This window comes from Methylobacterium sp. AMS5 (assembly GCF_001542815.1).
In the GTDB taxonomy this organism is placed as follows: Bacteria; Pseudomonadota; Alphaproteobacteria; order Rhizobiales; family Beijerinckiaceae; genus Methylobacterium.
The window spans coordinates 4,566,941-4,593,255 of sequence record NZ_CP006992.1 but is presented as its reverse complement, the minus strand read 5'-3'; the positions used below and the strand labels follow the sequence as shown (position 1 = coordinate 4,593,255).

Sequence of the window (26,315 nt, the reverse complement as noted above, 5' to 3'; positions counted from 1 at the left end):
CGTGCGAAAAGGAAGCGGTCCCCGAAGGCGCACAGCCTCCGGGGATGCCGGCTCGTGTCTGGTGCGCGCCGAGGGTCAGGCGGCCTTGGACAGGTCCTCGACCTGAGCCGGCGTCTTCTGGGCCGGCGCCTTCTCGGCCGACGCGTTGTCCTGCCCGATGGCGGCCTGCGCGCCGCCGATGGCGATCCGGCGCGGCTTGAACGCCTCCGGCACCTCACGCTTCAGCTCCACCGTGAGCAGGCCGCTATCCAGGCTGGCGCCCGCGACCCGCACATGCTGGGCCAGGTTGAAGCTCTGGCGGAACGTGCGACCGGCGATGCCCCGGTGCAGATACTGGCGCTCGCCCTCCTGGGCCTTCTTCTGGCCCGCGACGAGGAGTGTGGCGTCCTGCTGGGTGAGTTCGATCTCGTCCTGCGCGAAGCCCGCGACCGCCATGGTGATGCGGTAGGCGTCCTCGGACACCTTCTCGATATCGTAGGGCGGCCACGCGGCCGAGGTCTCGGCCTGGTCGAGCAGGGAGAACAACCGGTCGAAACCGACGGTGGACCGGTAGAGGGGAGAAAAGTCGAAGGTCCTCATGACCACATCCTCCTTGGAGCAACGTGATGACGAGGGCCGCCGGACACCTGCATCCGGCGCCCCATAGGCGAGCCCGTTTCGGGCCTCGCACGCGCGTAACGCGATCAGCGGATCCAAGTTCCAAATTTTTCCGCAATTTTCGATCGGCGCGCGGTGCCTGGGCTGGAAGGGAGATCTTGTTCGCCCTGGTGCGGACCGGACGGGAGAGGCGGCGCGTCACACAGGATCCGCCGTTCCCACGCCCCGCAGCAGCGGCACGAAGGAAACCGGGCCGAAATCGCAGCTCTCGAACCGATCCGGCCCGCGCCGGATCAGCCGCAGCAGCGTCTGCCCGCCGGGCGGACCGACCGGGATGACGAGGCGGCCACCCGCCTTGAGCTGGGCCTTCAACGTCTCCGGGATCGTGGGACCCGCCGCGGAGACGAGGATCGCGTCGAACGGCGCGGCCTCCGGCCAGCCCGCATGGCCGTCGCCGACACGCAGGGGCACCGTGAGCCCGCGTGCGGCGAGGCGAGCGCGGGCGGCTTCGCCCAACGCCGCGTGGCGCTCGATGGCGAAGACCTGCGCGTCCATCCGCGCCAGCACGGCCGCCGCGTAGCCGCAGCCGGCGCCGACCTCCAGCACCCGGTCGCCGGGCCGCAGGGCCAGCGCCTTGATCATCAGGGCGACGATGTAGGGCTGGGAGATCGTCTGCCCCGCCCCGATCGGCAGTGGCCCGTCGCTGTAGGCCTCCCCCGCCAGAGCGTCCGGCACGAAGGCCTCCCGCGGCACGGCCCGCATCGCATCGAGGACGGCCGCATCACGGATGCCGCGGGCGACCAGTTGCGTCTCGACCATCCGGGTTCGGGCCTCGGCGCGATCCGGCATCGCCTCACTCCGTGTCGGCGCCGTCCGTCCCGGCATCGGACGCGCCGTCATCCGTGGAGGGCGAGGGCGGCAGGTTCGGCGGCGGCAGGCGGCCGGGGCTCGGCGGCGTCGGCAGCCCGGCATCCTCGGTCGCGGGTGGGAGCGGGGCGGGTTTGGTCTCGGGCATCGATCCGTCGCAAGCTGCGGCCGCGCGGGACGCGCGGCCTTCCCTGCTTCAACGCGCCAGAACGCCGCTCGGCCGAGAACGAGAGATCTGCATGAATGCTGGCCCGAACCTGTTCGCCGGTCTGCCTGACCACACCGAGGCGGAAGCCTTCGAGACCCTGCTCACGCGTCCCGGTCTGCGGGTCGAGCGCATCGTCTCGACGGGCCAAGCGAGCCCGCCGGGCTTCTGGTACGATCAGGACGAGGACGAGTGGGTCGCGGTGCTTCAGGGCAGCGCCGAACTCCGCTTCGCCGACGAGCCGGCGCCGCGTCTGCTGTCGGCGGGCGATCACCTGCTGATCCCGGCGCATCGCCGGCATCGCGTCGAGCGCACGCAGAATCCGACGATCTGGCTCGCGGTTCACTGCGCGCCGCGCTGACGCCGCCAACCGGATCGCATCAGGCCGGCGGCGCTCGATCTTCGTTTCGACACGCGTTCCAACGAACCGGTTGCCACTGCGTCGGTATGCGCTCTAACGCGTTGTCCCATGATCGCGTGCCGCATCGAACCGAAGGGACAGATCGAGCCGGAGGGGGAGGGCGTCTGGCGCTCCACCGGCTCCGATCCGCAATTCCGGCTGACCCATCCCCGCGGCGGACGGCTGTTTCCGTTCCGGTTGGCAGAAGGCTGGGTGCGCATCCGCGCCGACCTCGCAGGGCTGGGCCACACGAAGCCGGTTCCGCTCCTCTACGTCGATGACGGCTCGGGCTTTCGCGAGGACGAGGCGGTCCGGCTCGAAGTGCGGGAGGACGGGGGCATCGACGACCTCGTGCGCCTGCCGCGCCGGGTGCGGGGCCTGCGGCTCGATCCGCTCGCCGCGAGCGGGCGGTTCCGCCTCTCGCGGGCGACCCTCGAACCGCTGCGCGGCCCGGCCGCCGCCCTCGCCGTCGCCCGCCGGTTGCTGGCGCGGCTGCCGGAGGCGGAGAGGGGGGGCAGCGCACTGCTCGCGCGCCTCGCGCGCCTCGCCGTCAGCCGCCCGCCCGCCGCCCTGTGGCGGGCGTTCTGGGACAGCGCCCGGCCGCGCCCGGCGGCGGCCTCCTACGCCGCCTGGATCGGAACGATCGAGCGCCCGGCCCTGCCGAGCCCGGAGGCGATGCGGGCAGCGATCGCGGGCTTTCGGGTGCGGCCGCGCATCTCCATCGTCATGCCGGTCTACAACACGCCCAAACCCTATCTGGAGGCGGCGCTCACGAGCATCCGGGCGCAGGCCTATCCCGATTGGGAGCTGTGCCTCTGCGACGACGCGTCGAGCGCGCCCCATATCGCGCCGATGCTGGACGCGCTGGCAGCGGAAGAGCCGCGGGTGCGGCTGCACCGGCGATCGAAGAACGGCGGCATCGTCGCGGCGAGCAACGACGCGCTCGCCTTGGCCACCGGCGACTGGCTCACCCTGATCGACCACGACGACGCGATCCCGCCGCACGCCTTCTACGCGCTCATTGCCGCCCTGAACGCGGATCCGCAGATCGATTTCCTCTACTCGGACGAGGACAAGATCACGGTGGGCGGCGAGCGCTACGAGCCGTTCTTCAAGCCGGACTGGTCGCCCGAGACGCTGGAAGCCTGCATGTACACGGCCCATCTGGCGCTCTACCGGATGGATATCGTCGCCCGCATCGGCGCCTTCCGGGCGGAATGCGAGGGCGCGCAGGATTACGATTTCGTCCTGCGCTACACCGAGCACGTCACCCGCGTGCACCACATCCCGCAGGTGCTCTACCACTGGCGGGCGATCCCCGGCTCGACCGCCCAGGCCATGGACAACAAGGGCTACGTGGTCGCCGCGGCCGTCCGCGCGCTCGAAGACCGGGCGCGGCGCACCGGCGGGCTCGATTCCGTGCGCCCCACGGCCTTCGCCGGCAGCTTCCACCTGCGCCGGCCGCTCAAGGAGCGGCCCCTGGTCTCGATCGTGATCCCCACCGCCGGCCGCGACAGCGAGGTCCGCGGCCGCACCGTCGATCTCCTGGCCGCTTGCCTCACCAGCATCCGCGAGCGGACCACCTACGAGGCGATCGAGATCGTGGCGGTCGATAACGGCGACCTGCGGCCGACGACGAAAGAAGCGCTGGAGCGGTACGATGCCCGCTCCGTCACCTGGGACCAGCCGGTCTTCAATGTCGCCGCCAAGATGAATCTCGGGGCGCGTGCCGCCACGGGCGCGGTGCTGGTCTTCCTCAACGACGACATCGAGATCATCAGCCCCGACTGGATCGAGGCGATGCTGGCGCTTCTGCAGATCCCCGGCGTCGGCGCGGTCGGCCCCAAGCTCCTGTTCGAGACCGGCGAGTTGCAGCATGTCGGCGTCACCGTGATCGACGCCACCCCCGACCATCCCCGCCGCTCCTACCCGCGGGAAGACCCCGGCCACTTCTTCTCGACCGCGGGCAACCGCAACTACCTCGCGGTGACGGGCGCCTGCGTGATGGTGCGGCGGGCCGATTTCGAGGCGATCCGGGGCTTCGACGAGGGGTTTGCCGTCAACTACAACGACGTCGATCTCTGCCTACGCCTGTGGGAGCGGGGCCTGCGCAGCGTCTACTGCGCCGAGGTCGAACTCTATCATTACGAGAGCCGCAACCGGGCCCGCACCGTCGCGGCGGACGAGCAGGCCCGCTTCCGCGCGCGCTGGGCGGAGGCAATCCCGCGCGACCCCTATTACTGCGCGTGGTTCGAGGCGCTGCCGCCGACCTTCGAGCTCGATCCGGCGCGGTTCTGACGTCGCGACCTATCTCGCTTGCGAGAGCCTCCTCCCGAAAGCCGGAGGCCGCCTTTCGGGAGGAGGCCCTAAAGGAGGGCCGGCAGATCCTTCCAGCCATAGGCCAATTCCACGAGGATACCGTCCGGGCGCTCGTCGACCCTTTCGCCGACCACGACACCGCCGAGCCTTTCGTAGAATGCTCGCGCACCCGTGTTCTCGCGCAACACCCAGAGGGACACCGCTCGGCAGCCTCCGGCCATCAGACGGCTGGAAAGATCCTGGGTGATCCAGCGTCCCAGTCCCAAGCGCTGACACGCACGCAGGACATAGATCGCGCTGATCTCGCCATCGAAGCCTCTTTTCGCCAGTGCCTCGTCTCGTTGAGGGCCGCAGGAACCGAAGGCGACAACCCGATCGTCGCACTCGACCAAGCGGACGGTCGTTTCCGTCTTGCCGCGTGCCATGATCCGGCGCCAAGCCTCCGCTCGGCTTTCAACGGACAGGTTGGAAAGCATGCGCGCCGGCAGAAGCCCCGTATAGGTCTCCCTCCAAGCGGCAACGTGCATCGCGGCCAGGGCTTCCGCATCCTGCGGGCGGGCGGCACGGATTGAGAACGGTTCCCTGCGCATACGAATGCCTGCCCACAACCGGAGGCTTGCAGTGCCTCTTGGAGTGTCTCACCGCGAGTTGATCATCTCCTTGATGCGGGCGGCCAGCACTTCCATCACGAAGGGCTTGGTGATGACCTGCATGCCGGGCTCGAGGTGGCCGTTGCCCACCGCCGCGTTCTCGGCGTAGCCGGTGATGAACAGCACCTTCAGGTCCGGCCGCAGGACACGGCCCGCATCGGCGACCTGGCGCCCGTTCATGCCGCCGGGAAGCCCGACATCGGTGACCAGAAGGTCGAGGCGCACGTCCGATTGCAGCACCTTGAGGCCGGACGGGCCGTCGGCGGCCTCGATCGCGGTGTAGCCGAGATCCTCCAACACCTCCGTGACCAGCATCCGCACCGTCGGCTCGTCATCGACGATCAGCACCGTCTCGCCCTGCTCGGCGCGGGGCGCGGCGGCCAGATCCGGGGCCGCCTCCGGCTCTTCCGCCGCCCCGTAGTGGCGCGGCAGGTAGAGGCACATCGTCGTGCCCTGGCCGACCTCCGAGTAGATCCGCACCTGCCCGCCCGACTGGCGCACGAAGCCGTAGATCATCGACAGGCCGAGGCCCGTGCCCTGGCCGATCGGTTTCGTCGTGAAGAACGGGTCGAACGCCTTGGCGATGACGTCCGGGCTCATGCCGGTGCCGGAATCGGTCACGCAGAGCGAGAGGTACTGGCCGGGATCGAGGTCGCGCTCCTTGGCGCCTCGGTCGTCGAGCCACTTGTTGGCGGTCTCGATGGTGATGCGCCCGCCATCCGGCATCGCGTCGCGGGCGTTGATGCAGAGGTTCAGCAGCGCGTTCTCGAGCTGGCTCGGATCGACCAGCACCGACCATAGCCCGCCCGCGGCCACCACTTCGAGGGTGATCGACGGGCCGATGGTGCGGCGGAGCAGATCCTCCATGCCGGTCACCAGCCGGTTCACGTCGGTGGGCTTCGGGTCGAGGGTCTGGCGCCGCGAGAAGGCGAGCAGGCGGTGGGTCAGCGCCGCCGCGCGCTTGGCGGCGCCCTGCGCGGCGTTGACGTAGCGGTCGATCTCGGTGATCCGCCCCTGCGCGAGGCGGGTCTGCAGCAGTTCGAGCGAACCGGTGATGCCGGTGAGCAGGTTGTTGAAGTCGTGGGCGAGCCCGCCGGTGAGCTGGCCCACCGCCTCCATCTTCTGGCTTTGGCGGAGCGCCTCCTCGGCCCGCATCAGTTCGGCGGTGCGCGCGGCGACCTGCTGCTCCAGGCTCGCGTTGAACGCCTCCAACTGCGCCTTGGCACGCAGCTCGCCCTCGATGTTGCGCGCCTCGATCACCGTGCCGATCGGCATGCCGGCCTCGTCGCGGATCGGGCTCGCGGTAAAGGCGACGGGGTAGAACGAACCGTCGCGGTGGACGAAGACCTCTTGGCCCTGCTCCTGGTTGTTCTCGGGGAAGGCCTGATCGATCGGGCATTCGTGGAGCGGGTAGGGGCTGCCGTCCGGCCGGGTATGGTGGACGACGTCGTGGAGCGCCTTTCCGTGCGTTTCCTCCAGGCTGTAGCCGGTCAGCCGCTCGGCGGCGCGGTTCATGTAGGCGCAGTGCTGGCGCTCATCCATCATGAAGATCGCCTGCGTCGCGTTGTCGAGCACCGCGTCGAGGCGGCGGGTGGCCTCAACGAGGCGCTCCTCGGTGCCTTTTCGCGCGGTGATGTCGATGGCGCTGCCGACGCCGCGCAGGCAGCGGCCCTCCGCATCGAACACGCCGCGCCCCTTGGCCGCGACCCAGCGAACCGTGCCGTCGGCGCGGCCGATCGCGCGGAACTCCTCGTCGTAGAAGGCGCGGGTCACGGGATCGAGCGCGGCGGCAAAGGCGGCGGTGACCCGGTCCCGGTCGTCCGGGTGGAGGCTGTTGGCGAAGTCGTCGAGGGTCACGTCCGCGTCGGGCGCCAGCCCGAACATCGCCTTGATCCGCGGCGGCCAGAACAGGGTGCCGGTGCGCGGATCGAAATCCCACAGGCCGATCTCGCCACTCTCGACCGCGAGCCGCAGGCGCTCCTCGCTCTCGGCTAATGCCAGTTCGGCGGCGCGGCGCTCCTCGATGTCGACCACCGAGCCGATATAGCCGAGGAAACACCCGTCGACGGCAAAGCGCGGGCTCGCGGTGTCGATCGCCCACCGGTAGACGCCGTCGCGGCGGCGCAGGCGGTATTCGAGGCTGAAGCCCTCGTGCCGGGCATTCGCCCGCAGGAAGGTCTCGCCCGACCAGCCGCGATCGTCCGGATGCACCGCCTCGAGCCAGCCGAGGCCGAGGGCCTGCGCCTCGTTTTGGCCGGTGAAGTCGTACCAGCGCCGGTTGAGGTATTGGCAGGCGCCGTCCGGGCCGGTCACCCACATCATCACCGGCGCGTCGTCCGCCATGGTACGGAAGCGCGCCTCGCTCTCGGCGAGCGCCGCGTTGCCGGTGATCCGCTCGGTCACGTCCGAGCCGTCGACGAACACGCCGGTGATCGTCCCGGCCGCGTCCCGCATGGGCTGGTAGACGAAATCGAGGAAGCGCCGCTCCGGCACGCCGCCGGGCAGGCGCAGGAGCATCACCGGTGCGCCGTGCGCCGTGTGGGTGCGGCCGGTGGAGAACACTTCGTCGAGCAGCTCGAAGAAGCCCTGGCCCTCGATTTCCGGCAGAGCCTCCCGCACGGGTCGACCGAGAACGTCGCGGTGGGCGATGAGTTGGCGATAGGCGGCGTTGGCGAAGGCGAAGACGTGGTCGGGCCCGTCGAGCACCGCGACGAAGCTCGGCGATTGCTCGAACAGCCGCGCGAAGCGCTCGCGCTCGGCATGCATCTGCCGGCCCGCCCGCACCGAGGCGGTCGTCTCCGAGCACGCGCAGAACATGCCCGCGACCGTGCCGTCCTCGATCCGCACCGGGGTGTAACCGAAGGCGAAGTGAGTCTCCTCCGGGTAGCCGTTGCGGTGCATCGTGAAGGCGATGTCCTCCATATGCGTGGCCTCGCCCGCATAGGCCCGCGACAGGATCGGCTCCACCTGGTCCCAGATGTCGTGCCACACCTCGTCGAAGGGCAGGCCCAGCGCGCGCGGGTGGCGGGCCCCGCACATCGGTGCGTAGCCGTCGTTGTAGAGGGTGACGTGCCCCTCACCCCAGACGATCAGCATGGGCTGCTGCGAGCCGAGCATCACGCCGACCAGGGTCTTGAGCGCCGCCGGCCACGTCTCCGGGCTCCCGAGCGGCGTCGCCGCCCAATCGATCCCGCGGATCAGCGCGCCGGCCTCGCCGCCGCCATCGAGGAAGAAGGGCCCGGCCGTCACGCGGTGCGCCTCCGGCACGACGGATGTCGTCCGCCGGAACGCGGAAGGGATCGGAGGACGGGCGAAGGGAGGGCTCTCGGGCGGGCGTGCAGGGGCAAGGAATGGGGCAAGGGAAAAGCGGGACCGTATGTTCGACAGCGTTCAACGCGGGAACCAGCCAGCCGTGCCATCGCTGGGTGCAGGAAGCTGAATCGAGAACCTCCCGGCCCCATGCCATGGCGCGAAGCGGTGGCGATGCCAAGGCAGCCGGCCGAGAAGTTCGCTCGACCTCCGATCGCGTCGGCTCGCTCCGACGGCTTTGAGGATGCAGGCGCCTTGCGCGGGCGCACCGGCCGCGTCAGCATCCAAGGCAGGCACGAGCCGCCCGGTCAGGCTTCCCGCAACCCGGCACGATGCTCTGAGGAAAGCCTTTCGTGGACGCGCTGCCTTCCTTCTACGACGACCTCGACGGCTTCCGCGCCGAGGGCTGGCGCCGCCTCGCCGACGGCGTGGGACACCGGCACAGTCCGTTCCACACGCCGTCTCTCGCGACCGTCGATGCGGCGGGCCGTCCGCGGCTGCGCACCGTGGTCCTGCGCGCGGCGGAAGCCGGGGCGGGGACCTTGCGCTTCCACTGCGACCGGCGCTCGGACAAGGCGCGGGAGATCGCGCAGAACGGGCTGGCCGCCCTCCACGTCTACGATCGGGCGGCCAAGCTCCAGCTCCGCGTCGAGGGCCGGGCCCGCCTCCACCACGACGACGCGCTCGCCGACGCCGCCTGGGCCGCGGCGCTGACGATGAGCCGGGTCTGCTACGGGGTCGAACCCGCCCCCGGCACCGCGCTCGCCGCGGGCGACGCCTACGCCATGCCCGACGAGGACCCGGAGGCGCGCATCGGCCGCGAGAATTTTTGTGCGGTGGTGCTCACGGCCGAGCGGATCGACGGGCTCTACCTCGACCGGCGCGGGCACCGGCGGGCGGTTTTTTCCCGGGAGGGCGAGGGTTGGGCGGGAACGTGGGTGGCGCCTTGAGAGGCGAACCCTGTTCGGGTTGGTTAGACGAGGGGCCGCTGGAGGTGATCGCCCGGCACCCGCCTCAGCTTGTCGGGGTTGCGCGTCACGTAGAGGGCGAGAATCCGGTTGTCTTGAATGTGTAGCGCCGTCACCTGCACGATGCCTCCCCTCTCCACGGTGAGGAAACCCGGCAAACCGTCGATGACCGCATAACGCATGAGTTGCGATGGAAAGTGCGTGAAATCGCTCGACATTTCCGCATGACGCCCGAGTACCGCCTCGATGCCGACAAGTGGTGTCAGTGTTGCCGGAACCTTGCCGCCACCATCGGCGTAGGCGATCACATCCTCGGCCAACATGGCGCGGAGGGCGCTCATGTCGCCGTTGCGCGATGCCGTGAAGAAAGCGGCGGCAATCTTGAGGCCGTGCTCTTTGCTCACGGCAAAGCGCGGGCGCTCCTGCCGAAGATGAATCCGCGCCCGGCTGGCGAGTTGACGGCAAGCGGCAGGAGTCCGGTCGATGGCTTGTGCGACCTCCGGAAAATCCACGCCGAACACGTCATGCAGCAGGAAGGCGGCCCGCTCCAACGGCGACAGCCGTTCCAGCGCGATCATCAGCGGCAGTGTGATGTCGTCGGCCGAATTGATATCTTCGGGATCGAAGATGGGTTCCGGTAACCACGGGCCGATATACGTCTCGCGGCGATGGCGGGCCGACTGCAACTGATTGAGGCAGAGGCGCGTGACGATGACACGCAGAAACGCGGCTGGCTCGCGTACCGAGGCGGGATCGACCGACAGCCAACGCGAATAGGCATCTTGCACCACATCCTCCGCGTCCGCGACCGATCCCAGCATCCGGTAGGCAAGCCGGATCAAGCGGGGGCGAAACGCTTGCAGGTAGGGATCGGAAACGGCGGTCATGCGCGGCTATGCGCCCGCCAGATCCCGGCCGCGAACGAAGCCGCGCGTGACCCGTGCGACCCGTGCCCCAAGATGCCGAGCGGTGGCGAGATCGGTTTCCGGCGGCGCTCTACCCGGGCCTTCGTCGGTGTTCGATTGCGCCGCAGCGCCGATCCAGAAGCCCAGCCGGTTCAAGTCCTCCTCCGAGCCGGACGTCGAGTTGTTGGCTGGTGGCAGATCGAGGCTGACCCAGTGCATGCCGTGCTGCGCGGCGAACAGAACCATCTGGAGCAGCGTCGACAGTTTGTCGCCGGCCCGCGCCCCAGAATTGGTGAAGCCAGCGGCGACCTTATCTTTCCAGAGATAACCTCCAGCCATCATCACTTTCGAGGTCGCTTCCTGGAAGGCTTTGAACGAAGCCGAGGCCGCGCCCATGTAGGTCGGCGCGCCGAAAATGATCGCATGCGCGGCATGCAGATCATCCCAGCGCTGCTGCGCTTCTTCGACGGAAAGGAGCAAAGAACTGGAGCCGGCGACCTGCCGCACGCCCTCCGCCACAGCCTCGGCCTGCCGGGCGGTGTGTCCATAGCCGCTATGATAGACGATCACGACGCAGATATTATCTTCCGTCTGCGCGACGTGCCGACCGCGTTCTTCGATGATGTGCATCACGCCCTCATGCTCGAATGCATTCGGACGGCATGACAGGCCAGCTTGGCTCAGTGTGACATCTCGGATGGCGATGATCCGATTTGAGGTGGGACGCCCTTCTCAAAATCTGTTTCCAACGGGATCGTTGCGCCCGTCCGAATCTCAGCTTCGGGGAAGACGTGGCACTTATCAGAAACGCGACGAAAGGCCGGAGACGGGACGTTTGGTCCCCGAATGAAGAGCCGCGGTCCGATCCCCACCCTCCACCCAGTCAAACCGACTGAGTGTTGATCTCAGGCCAAAGCCCCCATCCGCGCGAACCCGGCCTCCAGATCCGCCTTCAGGTCCTCCGGGTCCTCCAGCCCGATATGGAAGCGGAGCGCCGAGCCGTCCGGCGGCCAGCGCGTGGCGGTGCGGTAGACGGTCGGGTCGAAGGGGATGACGAGGCTCTCGAAGCCGCCCCAGGAAAAGCCCATCCCGAACAGTTCGAGCCCGTCGAGGAAGGCGGCGAGCGCCTCCTCCGAGACGGGCTTCAGGATCACGCCGAACAGGCCCGAGGCGCCGGAGAAGTCGCGCTTCCAGATCGCGTGGCCGGGATCGTCCGGCAGACCCGGATGCAGCACCCGCAGCACCTCGGGGCGGGCCTGGAGCCACTCGGCCATGGCGAGCCCCCGGGCGCCGTGCTCGCGCAGGCGCAGGCCCATGGTGCGCAGTCCCCGGAGACCCAAAAAAATGTCCTCGGGGCCGGGGCAATTGGCGAAGTGCTCGTAGGTGCGCTTGAGCGCCGGGTAGTGCTCGGCGTTGGCCGAGACGAGGCCGAGCAGGAGGTCGGAGCCGCCGCTGAGATACTTGGTGCCGGCCTCCACCGCGAGATCGACGCCGCGCTCGTGGGGCGGGAACAGGAGCGGCGTCGCCCAAGTGTTGTCCATCACCACCGTGCCGCCGCGGGCGTGCATCGCCTCGGCGATGGCCGGCACGTCCTGCATCTCGAAGGTCTGTGAGCCCGGCGCCTCCACGAGCACCGCCCGCGTGTTGTCGCGCATCAGCCCGGCGATACCGGCCCCGATCAGCGGATCATAGTACTCGACCTCGACGCCGTAACGCTTCAGCACGCCGTCGCAAAAAATGCGGGTCGGGCGGTAGGCGGAATCGGTGACGAGGAGGTGGTCGCCCGCGCTGACGCAGGTCATCAGCGCCAGCGTCAGCGCCGAGAGGCCGGACGGCGCCAGCACCGTGCCGGCCGCGCCCGCGATCTCGCTCCAGGCCTCGCAGAGCGCGTCCATCGTCGGCGTGCCGGAGGTGCCGTAATTGTAGCGCCCGCGCCGGTGCTTGATGTCGTCGTAGGTCGGATAGAGGACCGTCGAGCCGCGATAGATCGGCGTGTTGACAAAGCCGTGCTGGGCGCCAGGGTCGCGCCCGGCGAGGACGAGGCGGGTGTCGGCGCCGAAGCGACCGCGGTCGCGGGGGGGAGATTTGGACATCGGCCTCGGGAGGATGAGAGGGGCTTCGCGTTGAAGCCCTTTCAGCCTTCCGAGACCGGACGCGTCAAGGCGGTCTCGGCTACCCTCGGGCGGCCCTCACGCCGCCGGATCGTCGGAAGCGGCCTCCTCGTAGGCCTGGATCCAGGCCGCGCGATCCTCGGAGCCCTCCGCATAGGGGCATTCATCGATGCTCTTGCCGTAGAGCCGCGCGTTGCGGCCCTGGATGAAGGGGCTGTCGCTCGCCGTCGCCTGCTCGTTCATGGCCCAATCCTGTCTCGCAAGTTCTGTCTTGGATGTCCTGAATAGGGCCGGTCCGCAGCGGGCCCGGCCGTCCGGTTCATTAACGACACCGCGCGCATCCTGTTTCCGGGGCCGCCGTTCACGGTCCCGCGTACCTTTGCGTATCGAGTTCCCCATCGTGAGCATCCTGCGCGTCATCACCTTCGGCACCATCACCGGCCTCGGCACGCTCTCGGTCGTTCTCGTGAGCGCGGACCGGCTCATGCATCAGGCGGTCGCCGCCGTGCCGGCCCCGACGATCGCGCGGGCCGCACCGGTCCTGCCCGATCCCGTCACGACCGGCACGGTGACGCAGGGGCCGGCGGCCGAGACGAAGAAGGAGCGCATGCTCACCGGCTTCGACACCGAGCGCCTCAACGCCCTGATGCGCGGCGAGACGCCGGCAGCCCCCGCCCGAAAGCGCTGACCGCGCCCCCGGTCCGGGCTACAAGCGGCGTCCCGCCATGCCGCCGAACGTGCCATCTTGGGCCTGATCTACGCGCTCGCCGCCTATCTGAGCTGGGGCCTCGTCGTCCCGGTGCATTTCCGGCTCCTCGACGGCATCCCGCCGGGCACGATCCTGGCGCAGCGCATCGCATGGTCGGCGCTGCTCGTGGTCGGCCTGATCGCGCTGCTGCGCAAGCGGCTCGCCAACCCGTTCCCGCTGCGACCGCGCCATGGCGGGCTCGTCGTCTCGGCGGGGCTGATCGCGATCAACTGGATGCTCTACCTCGTGGCGGTATCGAGCGGGCACATGCTCGATGCGAGCCTGGGCTATTTCATCAACCCGCTGGTCTCGGTGGCCCTCGGCGCCCTCGTCCTCGGCGAGCGCCTGCGCCCGGTCCAGGTGGTGGCCGTGGCCATCGTCGTGCTCGGCGTGGTGGTCGCGGTGGCGATGGCCGGGCGCCTGCCGCTGCTGTCGCTCGGGCTCGCGGTCACCTTCGCGCTCTACGGGCTGGTGCGCAAACTCGTCGCCGTCGATGGCACCGTCGGCTTCTGCGCCGAGACCTTTCTGCTCCTGCCCGCGGCTCTGGCCTATCTCGCCTTCGTCGCGCCCCCGGTGCCCGACGACGCCCGGACCTGGGCGCTGCTGGCGCTCACGGGCGTGACCACGGCGCTGCCGCTGATCTGGTTCGCCGCCGCGGCGACCCGGCTGACGCTGGCGACCCTCGGGCTGATGCAGTACATCGCGCCCTCCTGCCTGATGGGGCTCAGCACGCTGGTCTACGGCGAGACCCTGACACCGGACCGTCTCGTACTGTTCGGGCTGATCTGGCTGGCGCTGATGCTCTACGCGTACGATGCGATCCGCCACGAGCGCAGGCGCCGCGCTGCGTTGACGACGGGACCGGCAGGAGAGAGGCGATGATCCGGCTCAACCGCATCACCGACATCTCGGGAATCCGCGTCGGCCACGCGGAAGACGAACGAATCGCGAGCGGCGTCACCGCGCTCGTGTTCGAAAAACCCTTCGTCTGCGCGGTGGATGTGCGCGGCGGCGGTCCCGGCACCCGCGAGACCGACCTGCTCGATCCCGCCGCTACGGTGCAGGCGGTGGACGCCCTCGTGCTGGCGGGCGGCTCGGCCTTCGGGCTCGACGCGGCGGCCGGCGTCGTCGCCCATCTCAGGGAGGCGGGCCGGGGCTTCGCGGTCGGCGACGTGCGCGTGCCGATCGTGCCCGGCGCCATCCTGTTCGACCTGCTCAACGGCGGCGACAAGGCGTGGGGCCGCTTCCCGCCCTATCGCGAACTCGGCTACGCGGCGGCGCTCGCCGCGCAGGACGGCGCCTTCACCCTCGGCTCGGTCGGGGCGGGACTCGGAGCCCGTACCGCCAACCTCAAGGGCGGGCTCGGCTCGGCTTCGAGCACGGTGCCGGGCCTGTCCGCGCAGGTCGGCGCGCTGGTGGCGGTCAACGCCTTCGGCCGGGTGACGATGGGGCAGGGGCCGCATTTCTGGGCCGCGCCGTTCGAGCGCGACGGCGAGTTCGGCGGCCTCGGCCTGCCGCCGCTTGTGCCCGACGACGCCCTCTCCTGGCCGCGCGAGCCGCTGCCCGGCGCCAACACCACGCTGGCGATCGTCGCCACCGACGCGGCGCTCACCAAGGCACAAGCCAAGCGCCTCGCCATCGCCGCGCAGGACGGGCTCGCCCGGGCGATCCACCCCGCCCACACGCCGCTCGACGGCGACGTGGTGTTCGCGGTCGCCACCGGCGCGGTGCCGCTCGGCGATGAGGTGGCCGACCTCGCCCGCCTCGGCGCGGCGGCCGCCGAGACGCTGGCGCGGGCGGTCGCCATCGGCGTCCACGCGGCGACGCGATTGCCCTGTCTCGACCTGCCGGCCTGGCGGGAGCTGCACAGCGGCTGAGCCTCATCCCGTCATGGCGAGCGCAGCGTAGCCCTCCAGGCAGCGCGTCCTCCCGGGGCCGCGCAGCGGAACCCGGGATCCACCCGTGATGCGGGAAACACGGCTCCGTCGAGGCCAGTCATGGGATTGCACGCCTCCGGCGCGCCCCTTCGGGTCCGGGGTCGCTTATCAGCGCCCCGGAATGACGGTGGTGGAGGCTGAACCGAAACGATCAACCGGGAACGGTGTTACAGGTTGGTGTAGTTCGGCCCGCCCGGTCCCTCCGGGGTGACCCAGTTGATGTTCTGGTTCGGGTCCTTGATATCGCACGTCTTGCAGTGGACGCAGTTCTGCGCGTTGATCTGGAAGCGGATGCCGTCGCTGGCGGACTTGTCCTCCACCCACTCGTAGACGCCGGCCGGGCAGTAGCGGCTCGACGGACCGCCGTAGACGTCGTGCTCGGAGGTCTTCTGCAGCTCCATATCCTTCACCTTGAGGTGGGGCGGCTGGTCCTCCTCGTGGTTGGTGTTCGACAGATACACCGAGGAGAGCCGGTCGAAGGTGAGCTTGCCGTCAGGCTTCGGGTAGGTGATCGGCGTCACCTCGGAGAGGGGCTTGAGGCAGGCATGGTCCGGCTTGCCGTGGCCCAGCGTCCCGAACAGCGAGGCGTTGGCGATCGTGTTCATCCACATGTCGAGCCCGCCGAGACCCACGCCGACGAGCGTGCCGTATTTCGACCAGAGCGGCTTGACGTTGCGCACCGGCTTGAGGTCGCGCCCGATCGGGCTGTCGCGCCAGCCCTCCTCGTAGGCGGTCAGCTCGTCGCCCTGGCGGCCGGCGACGAGCGCGTCGAAGATCGCGTCCGCCGCCTGGATGCCGGACAGGATCGCGTTGTGCGAGCCTTTGATGCGCGGCACGTTCACGAAGCCGGCGGAATCGCCGACGAGGCAGCCGCCGGGGAAGACGAGCTTGGGCACCGATTGCCAGCCGCCCTCCATGATCGCGCGGGCGCCGTAGCCGATGCGCTTGGCCCCCTCGAAGGTCTCGGCGATCATCGGATGGGTCTTGAAGCGCTGGAACTCCTCGAACGGCGACAGGGTCGGGTTCTCGTAGTTCAGGTGCGTGACGAAGCCGACCGAGAGCAGATGGTCGTCGAAATGGTAGAGCCACGAGCCGCCGCCGGCCTTGTTCGGCAGCGGCCAGCCCATCGTGTGCTGCACCAGCCCCGGCTCGAACTTGTTCGGCGCGAGCTGCCACAGCTCCTTGACGCCCAGGCCGTATTTCTGGTGGTCGCTGTTGCGGTTGAGCCCGAACCGCTCGATCAGCGTCTTGGTGAGCGAGCCGCGCGCGCCCTCACCGAACACCGTGTACTTGGCCCGCAGCTCCATGCCGCGGGTGAAGTCGTCGCGCGCCTCGCCGGTGCGGGAGATGCCGAGATCCCCCGTCGCGATGCCGGTGACGATGCCGCGCTCGTCGTAGAGCACTTCGGAGGCCGGGAAGCCGGGATAGATCTCGACCCCGAGGCCTTCCGCCTTGGCACCGAGCCACTTCACGGTGTTCGAGAGCGAACCGACGAAATTGCCTTGGTTCGACAGCAGCTTGGGGAAGAACAGGTTCGGCATGGTGACGCCGCTGTTCTTGGTCAGGAACAGGAACTCGTCGCGCTCCACCGCCGTCTTGAGCGGGCGGTCGGGATCGTCGCGCCACTCGGGCAGAAGGGTGTCGAGGCCGAGCGGATCGACCACGGCGCCGGAGAGGATGTGCGCGCCGACCTCGCCGCCCTTCTCCACGACGACGACCGAGAGTTCCTCACCCTTCTCCGCGGAGAGCTGCTTGAGGCGGATCGCGGCGGCGAGGCCGGCGGGTCCCGCGCCGACGATCACCACGTCGAAATCCATGCCTTCGCGTTCGGGCAGCGCCATCCTCATTCCTCCTGCGGCCGTTCGTTGGGGCGCTGTCTCACGCCGCCGCGGCCCAATCCATTGTCAAGATGTCTCTCAAGCGATTCCAAGGTAGGAAGGCAAGTCTGTTCGGGTAGCGGCAGGCCAGCGCAGGGGAATACGGAGGGTGCGCCCGTGCGACGATCCGCAGGGCGCATCCGGGCGTTGTCCACAGGTCGCTCCCACGCCACATGGAAACGATGACGGCACACCACGCGGATACCGACGCCAGAGGCGACCTGATCTCCTACCTCGACTTCCACGTCGCGGCAGGCGTCGACGCGGCCCTCGACGAGCAGCCCCACGACCGCTTCGCCGAGGCCGAGGCCAAGTCCGTCCCGGCGCCCGCCGCCTCGCGAGCCGAGCCGGCAACGCGCCGCGAGCCCCTTGAACCACGCCGTGAGCCGCTTGAAGCGCGCCGCGAGCCTCTTCCACCGCGCAGCGAGCCGCCGCAGCGTAATGCTCCCTCCGCGGAAGGGCCGCCCCTGGAATTCCGGCGTGAGCTGCCGAGCCGCGACGCACCCGCGCGTGAGCCCCCCCGCACCTACGGTAACGCGGCCGGCGCCAAGCCCGGCGAGGCGGCGGACGATGCGCGGGCACGGGCCGCGCAGATGAAGACCCTCGACGAACTGGAAGAGCTGCTGCGCGGCTTCGAGGGCTGCGGCCTGCGCTTCACCGCCAAGAACCTCGTCTTCGCCGACGGCAATCCGCAGGCGCGGGTGATGTTCGTCGGCGAGGCGCCGGGGGCCGATGAGGACCGGATCGGCAAGCCGTTCATGGGACGCTCCGGCCAGCTTCTCGACCGGATGATGGCGGCGATCGGTCTCGACCGGACGAGCGCCTACATCTCCAACGTCGTGCCCTGGCGCCCGCCGGGCAACCGCAACCCGACCCCGCAGGAGATCTCGATCTGCCGTCCCTTCGTCGAGCGCCAGATCGAACTCGCCAACCCCGACATCCTCGTCTGCCTCGGCGCGCCCGCGACGCAGACGCTGACCGGCACCAAGGACGGCATCCTCAAGGCACGCGGACGCTTCTACCCCTACCGCCTCGGCGACGGCCGCGAGATCCGGGCGCTCGCCACCCTCCATCCGGCCTACCTGCTGCGCCAGCCGGTGCAGAAGCGGCTGGCCTGGCGCGACTTCCGGATGCTGAAGAGCGCCCTCGACGGGAGCGCCGCGGGCAAGTAGGCCGGGGGCGGCTCAAGCGGAACCGTATCCTCCGCCTCGCCATTCTAGAAACCAGGTCCGGAATCCCGATGAGGCCGGGCGAGACGCGGGGCAGCGGGAGACTTTATGCGCTGGGACGATTTTCGCGCCTCTGAGAACGTCGAAGACCGGCGCGGCGAGGGCGGCGGCGGGGGCGGCTTCCCCGGCGGCGGCATGGGCGGCCTCGGCATCGGCACGATCGTCATCGTGCTGCTGATCTCCTGGGTCACCGGCATCAACCCGGCGATCCTGCTCGGCGGCGCGCAGCAGATGTCCGGCGGCGGGCAGCAGCGCGAGCAGCGGGTCGATCCCGAGACGCAGGCCCGGCGCGGCGAGGCGCCGACCGATCGCGCCGGCCAGTTCGCCTCGAAGATTCTCGGCAACACCGAGGATGTGTGGAACGAGATCCTGCCGAACCAGACCGGGCGGCCATACAAGCCGACGACGATGGTGCTCTACCAGGGCGGCACCCGTTCGGGCTGCGGCATGGCTCAGGCGGCGATGGGGCCGTTCTACTGCCCGCTCGACAAGAAGGTCTATATCGACCTCGGCTTCTTCAAGGAGATGCAGACCAAGTTCGGCGTGAAGGGCGATTTCGCCTACGCCTACGTCATCGCCCACGAGGTCGGCCACCACGTGCAGGACGTGCTCGGCATCCTCGGCAAGGTGCAGAGCCGCCAGCAGAATGCGAGCAGCAAGACGGAGGCGAACCAGCTCTCCGTGCGCGTCGAGCTGATGGCCGACTGCCTCGCCGGCGTCTGGGCCAAGAACTCGAACGACCGCTGGAACGCCCTCGACCAGAGCGACATCCAAGAGGCGCTCAACGCCGCCAGCGCCATCGGCGACGACAAGCTGCAGGAAAAGTCGCAAGGCTACGCCGTGCCGGATTCCTTCACCCACGGCTCCTCCGAGCAGCGGATGCGCTGGTTCATGACCGGCTACAAGAGCGGCCAGACCAAGTCCTGCGACACATTCCGCGCCAGCCGCGGCTGATCTTTTGGAATTGGGGAAGGCGGATATGGCCGAGACCGCGCGCGAGCTGATGCTCGCCGGGAAGCCCTATCGCGGCGACGATCCGGAACTGATCGCGCTCCGCAACGCGGCCAAAAAACGCCTCCTGCGGCTCAACGCCATGGAGCCCGAGGATGCGGCCGGCCGCGAGGCGGTGATCCGCGAGCTTCTCGGATCGGCGGGGCGCAACCCGACGATCTGCCCCGGATTCGCCTGCGACTACGGCGGCAACATCACGGTCGGCGACGACTTCTTCTGCAACTTCAACTGCGTCTTCCTCGACTGCGCCCCGATCACCATCGGCCACCGCGCGCAGATCGCCCCGATGGTGCAGCTCTACACCGCCGAGCACCCCCTCGACCGCGCCGCGCGGGCCGCATTCTGGGAATCGGCCCGGCCCATCACCATCGGCGACGACGTGTGGATCGGCGGCGGCGCGATCCTGCTCCCCGGCATCACCGTCGGCGACGGGGCGGTGATCGGTGCGGGCGCGGTGGTGACCCGCGACGTGGCGCCCTACGCGGTCGTGGCGGGAAACCCGGCAAAGGTCGTGAAGTGGACGAAGGAGTGATCTGAACGGCCGGCGGAGACACCGGCGCCGCGCGCTACTCCACCCGCACCCAGCCCTGAGGCATCAGCCGCTCCTGCGGCTTGAACTTGGCCTTGTAGTCCATCTTGCGGGAGCCATCGACCCAGTAGCCGAGATACAGATACGGCAGGCCGAGTGCGCGGGCACGGCGGATGTGGTCGAGGATCATGTAGGTGCCGAGGCTGCGGCTCGCCTCGTCGGGGTCGTAGAACGAGTAGACCATCGACAGGCCGTCGGCGAGAACGTCGGTGAGGCAGACGGCTACGGGGGCGCCGACACCGCGCCCATGGATCGCGCTGTCGGGCCCGCGCTCGCGGTAGACCACGAGATGCGTATCGACGTGGCTGTCCTCGATCATCATCGCGTAATCGAGCACCGTCATGTCGACCATGCCGCCATCGCCGTGGCGGGCATCGAGATAGCGGCGGAACAGGGCGTATTGCTCGGAGGCCGGACGGTTCGGCTCCGGCGTGCCGATGAGTTCGGCATTGCGCTGGAGGATGCGCCGCTGGCTCCCGGCGATCGCGAAATCCTCCACCACAACCCGCACCGAGACGCAGGCGCGGCAGGTCTCGCAGGCCGGGCGGTAGGCGATGGTCTGCGAGCGGCGGAAGCCGCCCTGGGTCAGGATCTCGTTGAGGTCCCGGGCGCGCCGCCCCACGAGGTGGGTGAACACCTTCCGCTCCTCCTGGCCCGGCAGGTAGGGGCAAGGGGAGGGCGCCGTGAGGTAGAATTGCGGTGTGTCGCGCGGATGGCTCGTCACGCTGAGAAGGCTCGCCCTCGGGGCCACGGCATCGAACGCTGGCACCGCAGCCAATGTAACGGGATCGCCGCAGGGCTCAACCGCATTGATGGGTCATGACGGCGGCTTTCCGCCGCCATTCCCTCACCCGAAGGGGGGATCAGTCGCGCACGACGGCCAGACCCAGCAGCAGGTCGTGGCCGAGGCGCCGGTCGGAGCGGACGAGGCCGAACAGCACGTCGACGCACCAGAGCAGGAAGGTCGAGATCGCCACGTAGAACAGCAGCGCGTGGATGCCCGCCGTCAGGAAATCCACCGGACGCCCGCTCTCGGGCGCCACCACGCGCAGGCCGAGCATGCGCATCCCGAGCGTGCTCTGCTTAGAGCCGCCCACCGTGATCGCGCTGTAGAGGATGCCGCTGACGCCGAGGATCGGGAACAGCATCCAGGCAAAGCCGAAGGTCAGCACGCCGAGGATCGCGATCGCCGTGGCGAGCACGGCCGTGAACACGAAGATGAAGGCGAGATCGAGCAGGTAGGCGACCGTGCGCCCGCCGAGGCTCGCCCGCACATAAGGCACGGGAAATCCGCCCTGGCCCGGCATTCCCGTCGGGTTGGTGTAGCCGGGGTGATAACCGGGCTGAAAATCCGTCATGGCCGCCGCTTCCTCGACCGTTGCGTGCACTCCGATCAGGTGGGGAGACGAAGCGGTGCTGCCAAGAGGAGAGTCGAGAGGACCGCTCAGCGCGAGGCAGGGGGGCGGGATGCGCGGCGTCCCGTCACCGGGCGCCGGGATCGGCCGCCTCAGCCTCGGGCGTGGTTAGATAGTAGCGCCTGAGCAGGTAGAGCGAGGCGCCGCTCACCGGCCCCTGCTCGGTCGTCACCGCGCTGAGGTCGTCGCCGGCACCGAAATGGCAGACCAGGAAGCGGGGCCGGGTCGCCTCGGCCTTCGGAATCGCACCGGTGCCGCCCACGAGACGGTAATCGACCCGCACGCTGCCGCGGCTCGCGCCCGATCCCACACGTCGCAGGTCGATCTCGGCGCCGGGTGGGGCGAGTGCCGGCACCGCCCGGCGGCAGAGCGTCGCCCGGCGCGCATCGAGCGCCGTGTCGCAACCGAATCCGGCGGCGAGCCAGAGGATGACGGCGCCCGCCAGCGCCGCCCGCTCGATGCGGACCAAGGTCGTCGCGCCCGGGGTCGGCCCGTCAGGCGCCCGCGCGCAGGCGCTCGGCGACGCGGGGAGCGTAGTAGGTCAGCACCCCGTCGGCGCCCGCGCGTTTGAAGGCGAGCAGGCTCTCGGTCATGGCGCGGTCGCCGTCGAGCCAGCCGTTGCGGGCGGCAGCCTCGATCATCGCGTACTCGCCCGACACCTGATAGGCGAAGGTCGGCACGCCGAACTCCGTCTTCACGCGGGTGATGATGTCGAGATAGGGCAAGCCGGGCTTGACCATCACCGAGTCGGCGCCCTCGGCAAGGTCGAGAGCCACCTCGCGCAGGGCCTCCGCCGCGTTGCCGGGATCCATCTGGTAGGTACGCTTGTCGCCGACCAGCGCCGCGCTGGTGCCGATGGCGTCGCGGAACGGCCCGTAGAACGCGCTGGCGTATTTCGCGGCGTAGGCCATGATCTGCACGTCGCGAAAGCCGGCCCGGTCGAGACCGGTGCGGATCGCGCCGACGCGCCCGTCCATCATGTCGGAGGGGGCGATGATGTCGGTGCCGGCCTCGGCCTGGATCAGGCTCTGCTCGACCAGCACCGCCACGGTCTCGTCGTTGAGGATGGCGCCGGCCTCGATCAACCCGTCATGACCGTGGCTGGTATAGGGGTCGAGCGCGACATCGGTCATCACGCCGATCTCGGGGACCGCGCGCTTGACCGCCCGCACCGCCCGGCAGACGAGGTTTTCGCGGTTCAGCGCCTCGGAGCCGGTCGGGTCACGCAGGGACGGCTCGGTGTAGGGGAAGAACGAGATCGCCGGGATGCCGAGCCGCGCGGCGCGCTCGGCCTCGCGCACGATCTCGTCCACGCTCAGGCGCTCGACGCCGGGCATGGAAGCGATCGGCTCGCGGCGTCCCTGCCCCTCGATCACGAAGAGCGGCCAGATCAGGTCATCGACGGTCAGGGTATGCTCGCGCACGAGGCGGCGCGACCAATCCGCCTTGCGGTTGCGGCGCGGGCGCTGGGTCAGGCTTAGCGGCCCCGCACCGGGGGCGGCTTCGCGCGCGGTCTCGATGGCGAGCGGGCGCGGGGTAGCGTCAGACATGAGCCTCAGGACTCCGGTTGCTCCAGAGCGCTCTCGAACCAAAGGGGAGACCGGTTCGGTGCGGAGGAGCGCATCACGACAAAGACGTCAAAGCCATGCTCGACGGCAAGCCCGGCGGCGATGGCTCGGGGCGGAGAATTCCGAATTCGCATCCCCCGGCAACCCTCCCACGATCGGAGGTTGCCCCCAGACGAAGGGGTGAGGAAAGCGCCACGGAACGCGCGGCCATCGACGATGCGCAAGCCTCCTGCTGTTGCATCGTCTACTCGGACAGGCCGGTCTCCACCTTTTCGGGCGGTGCCCTAGCACATCCGGATTCGGGCTCGAAAGGTGCCGTTGCCGCAGGCCGTCGAATGCGGCCGGCGCCGTCCCGAGGCCCGCCCACCGGATCTCGACGGAGCGCTTCTGAACGGTGCCGAAAGAGGTCCCATGCATGCGGATGCCGTCGGAGGGCAGGTTTTCCAGGCCGTGTCATGAGGCGGTCGGTGCGGTCCGGCGCCGTCGCACGCTCCGCGTTGACGCCCCACCCGGGAGTTCGTCTAAGAGGGCCGCGCAAAGCCTCCGGGCGGAGGGCCCGGCTTCGAGACGGCGGGCATCCGCTGGGGCGACGATGCGGCGGAGGGGAGCGCGGCGGTGGAGCGCGGAATGTCGGGTGGGCAAAAGGCCTCGCAACATCAGGCCTCGCAGCAAGGGGCCTTGCAACGGGACGTGCGAGAGCCGTCGGCCGAGCCCGAGATCGTGTTCGAAACCCGCGGCGAGGCCGGGCTGATCACCCTGACCCGGCCGAAGGCGCTCAATGCCCTCACGCTGCCCATGGTGGAAGCGATGCACCGGCAGCTCCGGGCCTGGGCGGGGGATGCGCGGGTCAGCCGGGTCGTGGTGCGGGGCTCCGGCGGGCGCGCCTTCTGCGCGGGCGGCGACATCCGCCAGATCCACGCCCTCGGCAAGGCCGGGCGCCATGCCGACGTGATGGCGTTCTGGCGCGGGGAATACTGGCTCGACGCCACCGTGAAGTCCTACCCGAAGCCCTACATCGCCCTGATCGAAGGGATCGTGATGGGCGGCGGCGTCGGCATCTCGCTGCACGGCGACGTGCGGGTCGCGGCCGGGAATTACAGCTTCGCCATGCCCGAGACCGGCATCGGCTTCTTCCCCGATGTCGGCGCGACCTACGCCCTGCCGCGCCTGCCCGGCTGCACCGGGCGCTACCTCGCGCTGACGGGCGCGCGGATCGGCGCGGGCGACGCGCTCGCCGTCGGACTTGCGACCCACGCGGCGCGGGCGGACGACTTCGAGACCATCATCGAGCGGCTGGCGGGGGGAGGGGCGATCGCCCGCGCCTTCGACGGCCTCGATGCGCCGGTGACGGAGACCGGCCCCCTCGTCGCCGAGCGGGTGCAGATCGACGCCTGCTTCTCCGCCGACACCGTCACGGAGGTGCTCGCCCGGCTCGACGCGGCAGCGCGGGACGGCTCCGCTTTTGCCGGCGCGACCGCGGCGACGATCCGCACCCGCTCGCCCACCAGCCTGACCATCGCCCTGGCACAGATGCGCCGCGGGGCCGGCTTGAGCTTTGCCGAAGCGATGCTCGCCGAGTACCGGCTGTGCGAGCGGGTGATGCGCGGGCACGATTTCTACGAGGGTGTGCGGGCGGTGATCATCGACAAGGACAACCGGCCGGCCTGGCAGCCCGCGACCCTGGACGCCGTCGATGCCGGGGCGATCGAGGCCGCCTTCGGCCCGCTCGACGGCCCTGAGCCGCTTTTCGACGGCAGCCAGGACCCGCACGAAGCGGCGCCCGCCGCGGAGGCACGGCCGTGAGGGCGCTCGCCAAGGTCGGCTCGACCCTCGACGGGCGCGGACGCCCGGGCGCCGGAGCCGGTGACCGGATCGAGGGCACCGCGCCGCGGGCGCAGACCCGCTGGGACGTGGTGCTGGTCTGGTTCATGCGCATCACCGCGCTGGTCTGGCTGGTCAAGGGACTCGCGACTTGGGGCGAGATCCTCGACCTGATTCCCGGCCGGACGCCGTTCGCCGACCTGCCGATGGGACGGCAATCGGCGATCGTCTACTTCGCGGTGATCGACTTCGTGGCCGCGGTCGGCCTGTGGCTGACGAGCGCCTGGGGCGGCGTGGTCTGGCTGCTCGCCGCGACCTCGGCCCTGACGCTGGCGTTGCTGACGCCGCAGCTCCTGCCGATGTCGGTGCCGGTGATCGCAGTGCAGGCAAGCATTGTCGCTGTTTACTTCGTGTTATCCTGGCTGGCGGCGCGCGATGTAGGCTGAACAAGAGGTCAACATCATCGTTTCATTTTGCATTTACCGACAGAAGTAAATCGCGAGTTCATCCTGTCGCTTAAATCGGCTTTCATCGGTGGGCCTTAGGTTCACCTCATAAGCGATGCCGGCCAGCAAGAGCCGGACCGAACCGACAGGAAGGCACCACGATGAGCACGAAGGCCGCCAACACCGCCCTCAAGACCACCGACGCCGCTCCGGAGCTTCAGAGTGCCGCCGGCTCCTATCTCGAGGCGCTGCACCTCGTGGAGCGGCTGCACCGCCGCCTCCTCGACGTCATCAAGGACGAGTTCGACCGGCGCGGCCGCGAGGACGTCAACAGTGTCCAGGCGCTGCTGCTCTACAACATCGGCGACAAGGAACTGACCGCGAGCGAGCTGCGCTCGAAGGGCTACTATCTCGGCTCGAACGTGTCCTACAACGTCAAGAAGCTCGTCGAGGCCGGCTTCCTGCACCACGCCCGCTCCAAGACCGACCGGCGCTCGGTGCGCATCAGCCTGACGCCGAAGGGCCGCGAGATCCACGACCTGATCCAGGGCCTCTACGACAAGCACGCCCGCACGATCCAGCCGATCGGCGGTATCTCCGAGGACGATTTCGGCCGCCTCAACCAAGCGCTCTCCCGCCTGGAGCGCTTCTGGACCGACCAGATCCGCTACCGTCTCTGAGCGAGGCGCCGGGACATCGAAAGCAGGAAGGCCGGAGGGTTCTGTCGCGAACCCTCCGGCCTTCCTGCTTTTCGTCGCGTCAGAAGCAAACGAAAAGGGCGCCGCCCTCTCAGGCAGCGCCCCCGGTCTCACCGGATCGAGTCCGGCGACGCCTTCTTAGTTGAAGGTGTCGATCTCAGCGGACTCGTAGGAGGTGACTTCCATGCCGACACAGATCTCGGCAACGACGGGAGCGGACCACTTCATGACGTTTCTCCTGATGGATGACATTGATGACAACCGAACCGGCCTGGGGCCGGTGACGCCTTCTTAGTTGAAGGTGTCGATCTCGGCGGACTCGTAGGAGGTGACTTCCATGCCGACGCAGATCTCGGCAACGATGGGGGCAGACCACTTCATGGCGTGTCTCCTGATAAAATTTTGAATACGAAGATCGGTCTTTCAACCGGCCTGCCTCGAACTGAGGTGGGCCGCTCGTTCACCGGGTCCCTCGTGTTCGACGCCCTTGATATAGACAATCCGTTGGGCGCAATTCAAGCGGGCCCTACACTTATATTTCTCATAGATTGCTCTCAAAAACGCCCGAGCTGACGATCGAGAGCCGCATCTTTCTGCCGGATGTGCGGAAAAATGCTGGTTTATCAGGAACATCGGGCCGATCGC

28 protein-coding genes are annotated in these 26,315 nt (G+C 69.2%); 12 read left to right on the top strand and 16 right to left on the bottom strand.

The annotated features are described in order from the left end of the window. Positions 1–75 precede the first annotated feature (75 nt). The 3 genes from Y590_RS20605 to Y590_RS27090 form a co-directional block, all read right to left on the bottom strand. Positions 76–579 (bottom strand): Hsp20 family protein, encoded by a 504-nt coding sequence (locus Y590_RS20605; protein ID WP_060771486.1) that lies wholly within the window; start codon positions 577–579, stop codon positions 76–78. A gap of 216 nt (positions 580–795) precedes the next feature. Beyond that, positions 796–1,446, bottom strand: coding sequence for a protein-L-isoaspartate(D-aspartate) O-methyltransferase (locus Y590_RS20600; RefSeq protein ID WP_286161789.1), 651 nt, complete (start codon positions 1,444–1,446; stop codon positions 796–798). Positions 1,447–1,450: 4 nt separating this feature from the next. Further along, positions 1,451–1,612 carry a hypothetical protein gene (locus Y590_RS27090; protein ID WP_193763136.1) on the bottom strand — a complete coding sequence of 54 codons (162 nt, stop codon included), beginning with the start codon at positions 1,610–1,612 and terminating at the stop codon, positions 1,451–1,453. A 91-nt stretch (positions 1,613–1,703) separates the two neighbouring features. On the opposite strand from Y590_RS27090, the gene Y590_RS20595 reads away from it, so the two are divergent. Both Y590_RS20595 and Y590_RS20590 read left to right on the top strand, forming a co-directional pair. Then, positions 1,704–2,030, top strand: a complete 327-nt coding sequence (locus tag Y590_RS20595) for a cupin domain-containing protein (protein ID WP_060771485.1) — start codon at positions 1,704–1,706, stop codon at positions 2,028–2,030. 108 nt (positions 2,031–2,138) lie between these two features. Then, entirely contained in the window at positions 2,139–4,367 is a 2,229-nt protein-coding gene (locus Y590_RS20590) for a glycosyltransferase family 2 protein (protein WP_060771484.1), read from the top strand. A gap of 68 nt (positions 4,368–4,435) precedes the next feature. Here the strand turns inward: Y590_RS20590 and Y590_RS20585 are convergent, their stop codons facing one another. Next, positions 4,436–4,978 (bottom strand): GNAT family N-acetyltransferase, encoded by a 543-nt coding sequence (locus Y590_RS20585; RefSeq protein ID WP_060771483.1) that lies wholly within the window; start codon positions 4,976–4,978, stop codon positions 4,436–4,438. Between the two features lie 48 nt (positions 4,979–5,026). Beyond that, positions 5,027–8,287, bottom strand: a complete 3,261-nt coding sequence (locus tag Y590_RS20580) for a PAS domain S-box protein (RefSeq protein ID WP_060772386.1) — start codon at positions 8,285–8,287, stop codon at positions 5,027–5,029. A 413-nt stretch (positions 8,288–8,700) separates the two neighbouring features. On the opposite strand from Y590_RS20580, the gene Y590_RS20575 reads away from it, so the two are divergent. Next, the gene (locus tag Y590_RS20575; RefSeq protein ID WP_060771482.1) at positions 8,701–9,297 is read left to right on the top strand and encodes a pyridoxamine 5'-phosphate oxidase family protein; all 597 of its coding nucleotides are present in this window, start codon (positions 8,701–8,703) and stop codon (positions 9,295–9,297) included. Positions 9,298–9,320: 23 nt separating this feature from the next. On the opposite strand, the gene Y590_RS20570 is transcribed toward Y590_RS20575, so the two are convergent. The 4 genes from Y590_RS20570 to Y590_RS27085 form a co-directional block, all read right to left on the bottom strand. Then, positions 9,321–10,202, bottom strand: coding sequence for a sigma-70 family RNA polymerase sigma factor (locus tag Y590_RS20570; protein WP_060771481.1), 882 nt, complete (start codon positions 10,200–10,202; stop codon positions 9,321–9,323). 6 nt (positions 10,203–10,208) lie between these two features. Next, positions 10,209–10,850, bottom strand: coding sequence for a flavodoxin family protein (locus tag Y590_RS20565; protein ID WP_060771480.1), 642 nt, complete (start codon positions 10,848–10,850; stop codon positions 10,209–10,211). A 275-nt stretch (positions 10,851–11,125) separates the two neighbouring features. Next, a complete protein-coding gene (metC, locus tag Y590_RS20560) occupies positions 11,126–12,313 on the bottom strand; it encodes a cystathionine beta-lyase (protein WP_060771479.1) in 1,188 nt (395 codons plus the stop codon). A gap of 96 nt (positions 12,314–12,409) precedes the next feature. Beyond that, entirely contained in the window at positions 12,410–12,574 is a 165-nt protein-coding gene (locus Y590_RS27085; RefSeq protein WP_201026751.1) for a ribosome modulation factor, read from the bottom strand. Between the two features lie 157 nt (positions 12,575–12,731). On the opposite strand from Y590_RS27085, the gene Y590_RS20555 reads away from it, so the two are divergent. Genes Y590_RS20555 through Y590_RS20545 form a run of 3 tightly spaced genes read left to right on the top strand, consistent with a single transcriptional unit; the run spans position 12,732 to position 14,956 of the window. Continuing rightward, positions 12,732–13,019: a hypothetical protein gene (locus Y590_RS20555; protein WP_060771478.1), complete on the top strand. Its 288-nt coding sequence runs from the start codon at positions 12,732–12,734 to the stop codon at positions 13,017–13,019. Between the two features lie 57 nt (positions 13,020–13,076). Further along, on the top strand, positions 13,077–13,961 hold the full coding sequence (rarD, locus tag Y590_RS20550; protein WP_060771477.1) for an EamA family transporter RarD: 885 nt from the start codon (positions 13,077–13,079) through the stop codon (positions 13,959–13,961). Next, a complete protein-coding gene (locus tag Y590_RS20545) occupies positions 13,958–14,956 on the top strand; it encodes a P1 family peptidase (protein WP_060771476.1) in 999 nt (332 codons plus the stop codon). Before rarD ends, Y590_RS20545 begins: the two co-directional genes overlap by 4 nt. 227 nt (positions 14,957–15,183) lie before the next feature. Here the strand turns inward: Y590_RS20545 and Y590_RS20540 are convergent, their stop codons facing one another. Next, on the bottom strand, positions 15,184–16,857 hold the full coding sequence (locus Y590_RS20540; protein WP_060771475.1) for an electron transfer flavoprotein-ubiquinone oxidoreductase: 1,674 nt from the start codon (positions 16,855–16,857) through the stop codon (positions 15,184–15,186). Between the two features lie 209 nt (positions 16,858–17,066). Here Y590_RS20540 and Y590_RS20535 point away from each other — a divergent pair, with 209 nt between their 5' ends. The 3 genes from Y590_RS20535 to Y590_RS20525 all read left to right on the top strand — a co-directional run bounded on the left by Y590_RS20535 (position 17,067) and on the right by Y590_RS20525 (position 19,665). After that, complete coding sequence (locus tag Y590_RS20535) at positions 17,067–18,065, top strand: uracil-DNA glycosylase (protein ID WP_060771474.1); 999 nt, start codon at positions 17,067–17,069, stop codon at positions 18,063–18,065. 105 nt (positions 18,066–18,170) lie between these two features. After that, a complete protein-coding gene (gene ypfJ, locus Y590_RS20530) occupies positions 18,171–19,076 on the top strand; it encodes a KPN_02809 family neutral zinc metallopeptidase (protein ID WP_060771473.1) in 906 nt (301 codons plus the stop codon). 25 nt (positions 19,077–19,101) lie between these two features. Next, positions 19,102–19,665, top strand: a complete 564-nt coding sequence (locus tag Y590_RS20525; RefSeq protein WP_060771472.1) for a sugar O-acetyltransferase — start codon at positions 19,102–19,104, stop codon at positions 19,663–19,665. 34 nt (positions 19,666–19,699) lie between these two features. On the opposite strand, the gene Y590_RS20520 is transcribed toward Y590_RS20525, so the two are convergent. From Y590_RS20520 to hemB, 4 genes are all read right to left on the bottom strand, one after another. Next, complete coding sequence (locus Y590_RS20520) at positions 19,700–20,446, bottom strand: arginyltransferase (protein WP_060772385.1); 747 nt, start codon at positions 20,444–20,446, stop codon at positions 19,700–19,702. A 139-nt stretch (positions 20,447–20,585) separates the two neighbouring features. Beyond that, positions 20,586–21,080 carry an RDD family protein gene (locus Y590_RS20515; RefSeq protein WP_060771471.1) on the bottom strand — a complete coding sequence of 165 codons (495 nt, stop codon included), beginning with the start codon at positions 21,078–21,080 and terminating at the stop codon, positions 20,586–20,588. 124 nt (positions 21,081–21,204) lie between these two features. Next, on the bottom strand, positions 21,205–21,606 hold the full coding sequence (locus Y590_RS20510) for a hypothetical protein (RefSeq protein ID WP_060771470.1): 402 nt from the start codon (positions 21,604–21,606) through the stop codon (positions 21,205–21,207). 25 nt (positions 21,607–21,631) lie between these two features. Continuing rightward, positions 21,632–22,687: a porphobilinogen synthase gene (gene hemB / locus Y590_RS20505; RefSeq protein ID WP_060771469.1), complete on the bottom strand. Its 1,056-nt coding sequence runs from the start codon at positions 22,685–22,687 to the stop codon at positions 21,632–21,634. A 645-nt stretch (positions 22,688–23,332) separates the two neighbouring features. On the opposite strand from hemB, the gene Y590_RS20500 reads away from it, so the two are divergent. From Y590_RS20500 to ldtR, 3 genes are all read left to right on the top strand, one after another. Next, positions 23,333–24,508 (top strand): enoyl-CoA hydratase/isomerase family protein, encoded by a 1,176-nt coding sequence (locus tag Y590_RS20500; protein WP_060771468.1) that lies wholly within the window; start codon positions 23,333–23,335, stop codon positions 24,506–24,508. Continuing rightward, positions 24,505–24,972 (top strand): DUF6163 family protein, encoded by a 468-nt coding sequence (locus Y590_RS20495; RefSeq protein WP_060771467.1) that lies wholly within the window; start codon positions 24,505–24,507, stop codon positions 24,970–24,972. The genes Y590_RS20500 and Y590_RS20495 overlap by 4 nt, the downstream gene beginning before the upstream one ends. A gap of 161 nt (positions 24,973–25,133) precedes the next feature. Continuing rightward, positions 25,134–25,652 (top strand): transcriptional regulator LdtR, encoded by a 519-nt coding sequence (gene ldtR, locus Y590_RS20490; RefSeq protein ID WP_060771466.1) that lies wholly within the window; start codon positions 25,134–25,136, stop codon positions 25,650–25,652. A gap of 156 nt (positions 25,653–25,808) precedes the next feature. Here the strand turns inward: ldtR and pqqA (Y590_RS20485) are convergent, their stop codons facing one another. Continuing rightward, positions 25,809–25,898, bottom strand: a complete 90-nt coding sequence (gene pqqA / locus Y590_RS20485; RefSeq protein ID WP_015857429.1) for a pyrroloquinoline quinone precursor peptide PqqA — start codon at positions 25,896–25,898, stop codon at positions 25,809–25,811. Between the two features lie 63 nt (positions 25,899–25,961). Next, the gene (pqqA, locus tag Y590_RS20480) at positions 25,962–26,051 is read right to left on the bottom strand and encodes a pyrroloquinoline quinone precursor peptide PqqA (RefSeq protein ID WP_015824334.1); all 90 of its coding nucleotides are present in this window, start codon (positions 26,049–26,051) and stop codon (positions 25,962–25,964) included. Positions 26,052–26,315 lie beyond the last annotated feature (264 nt).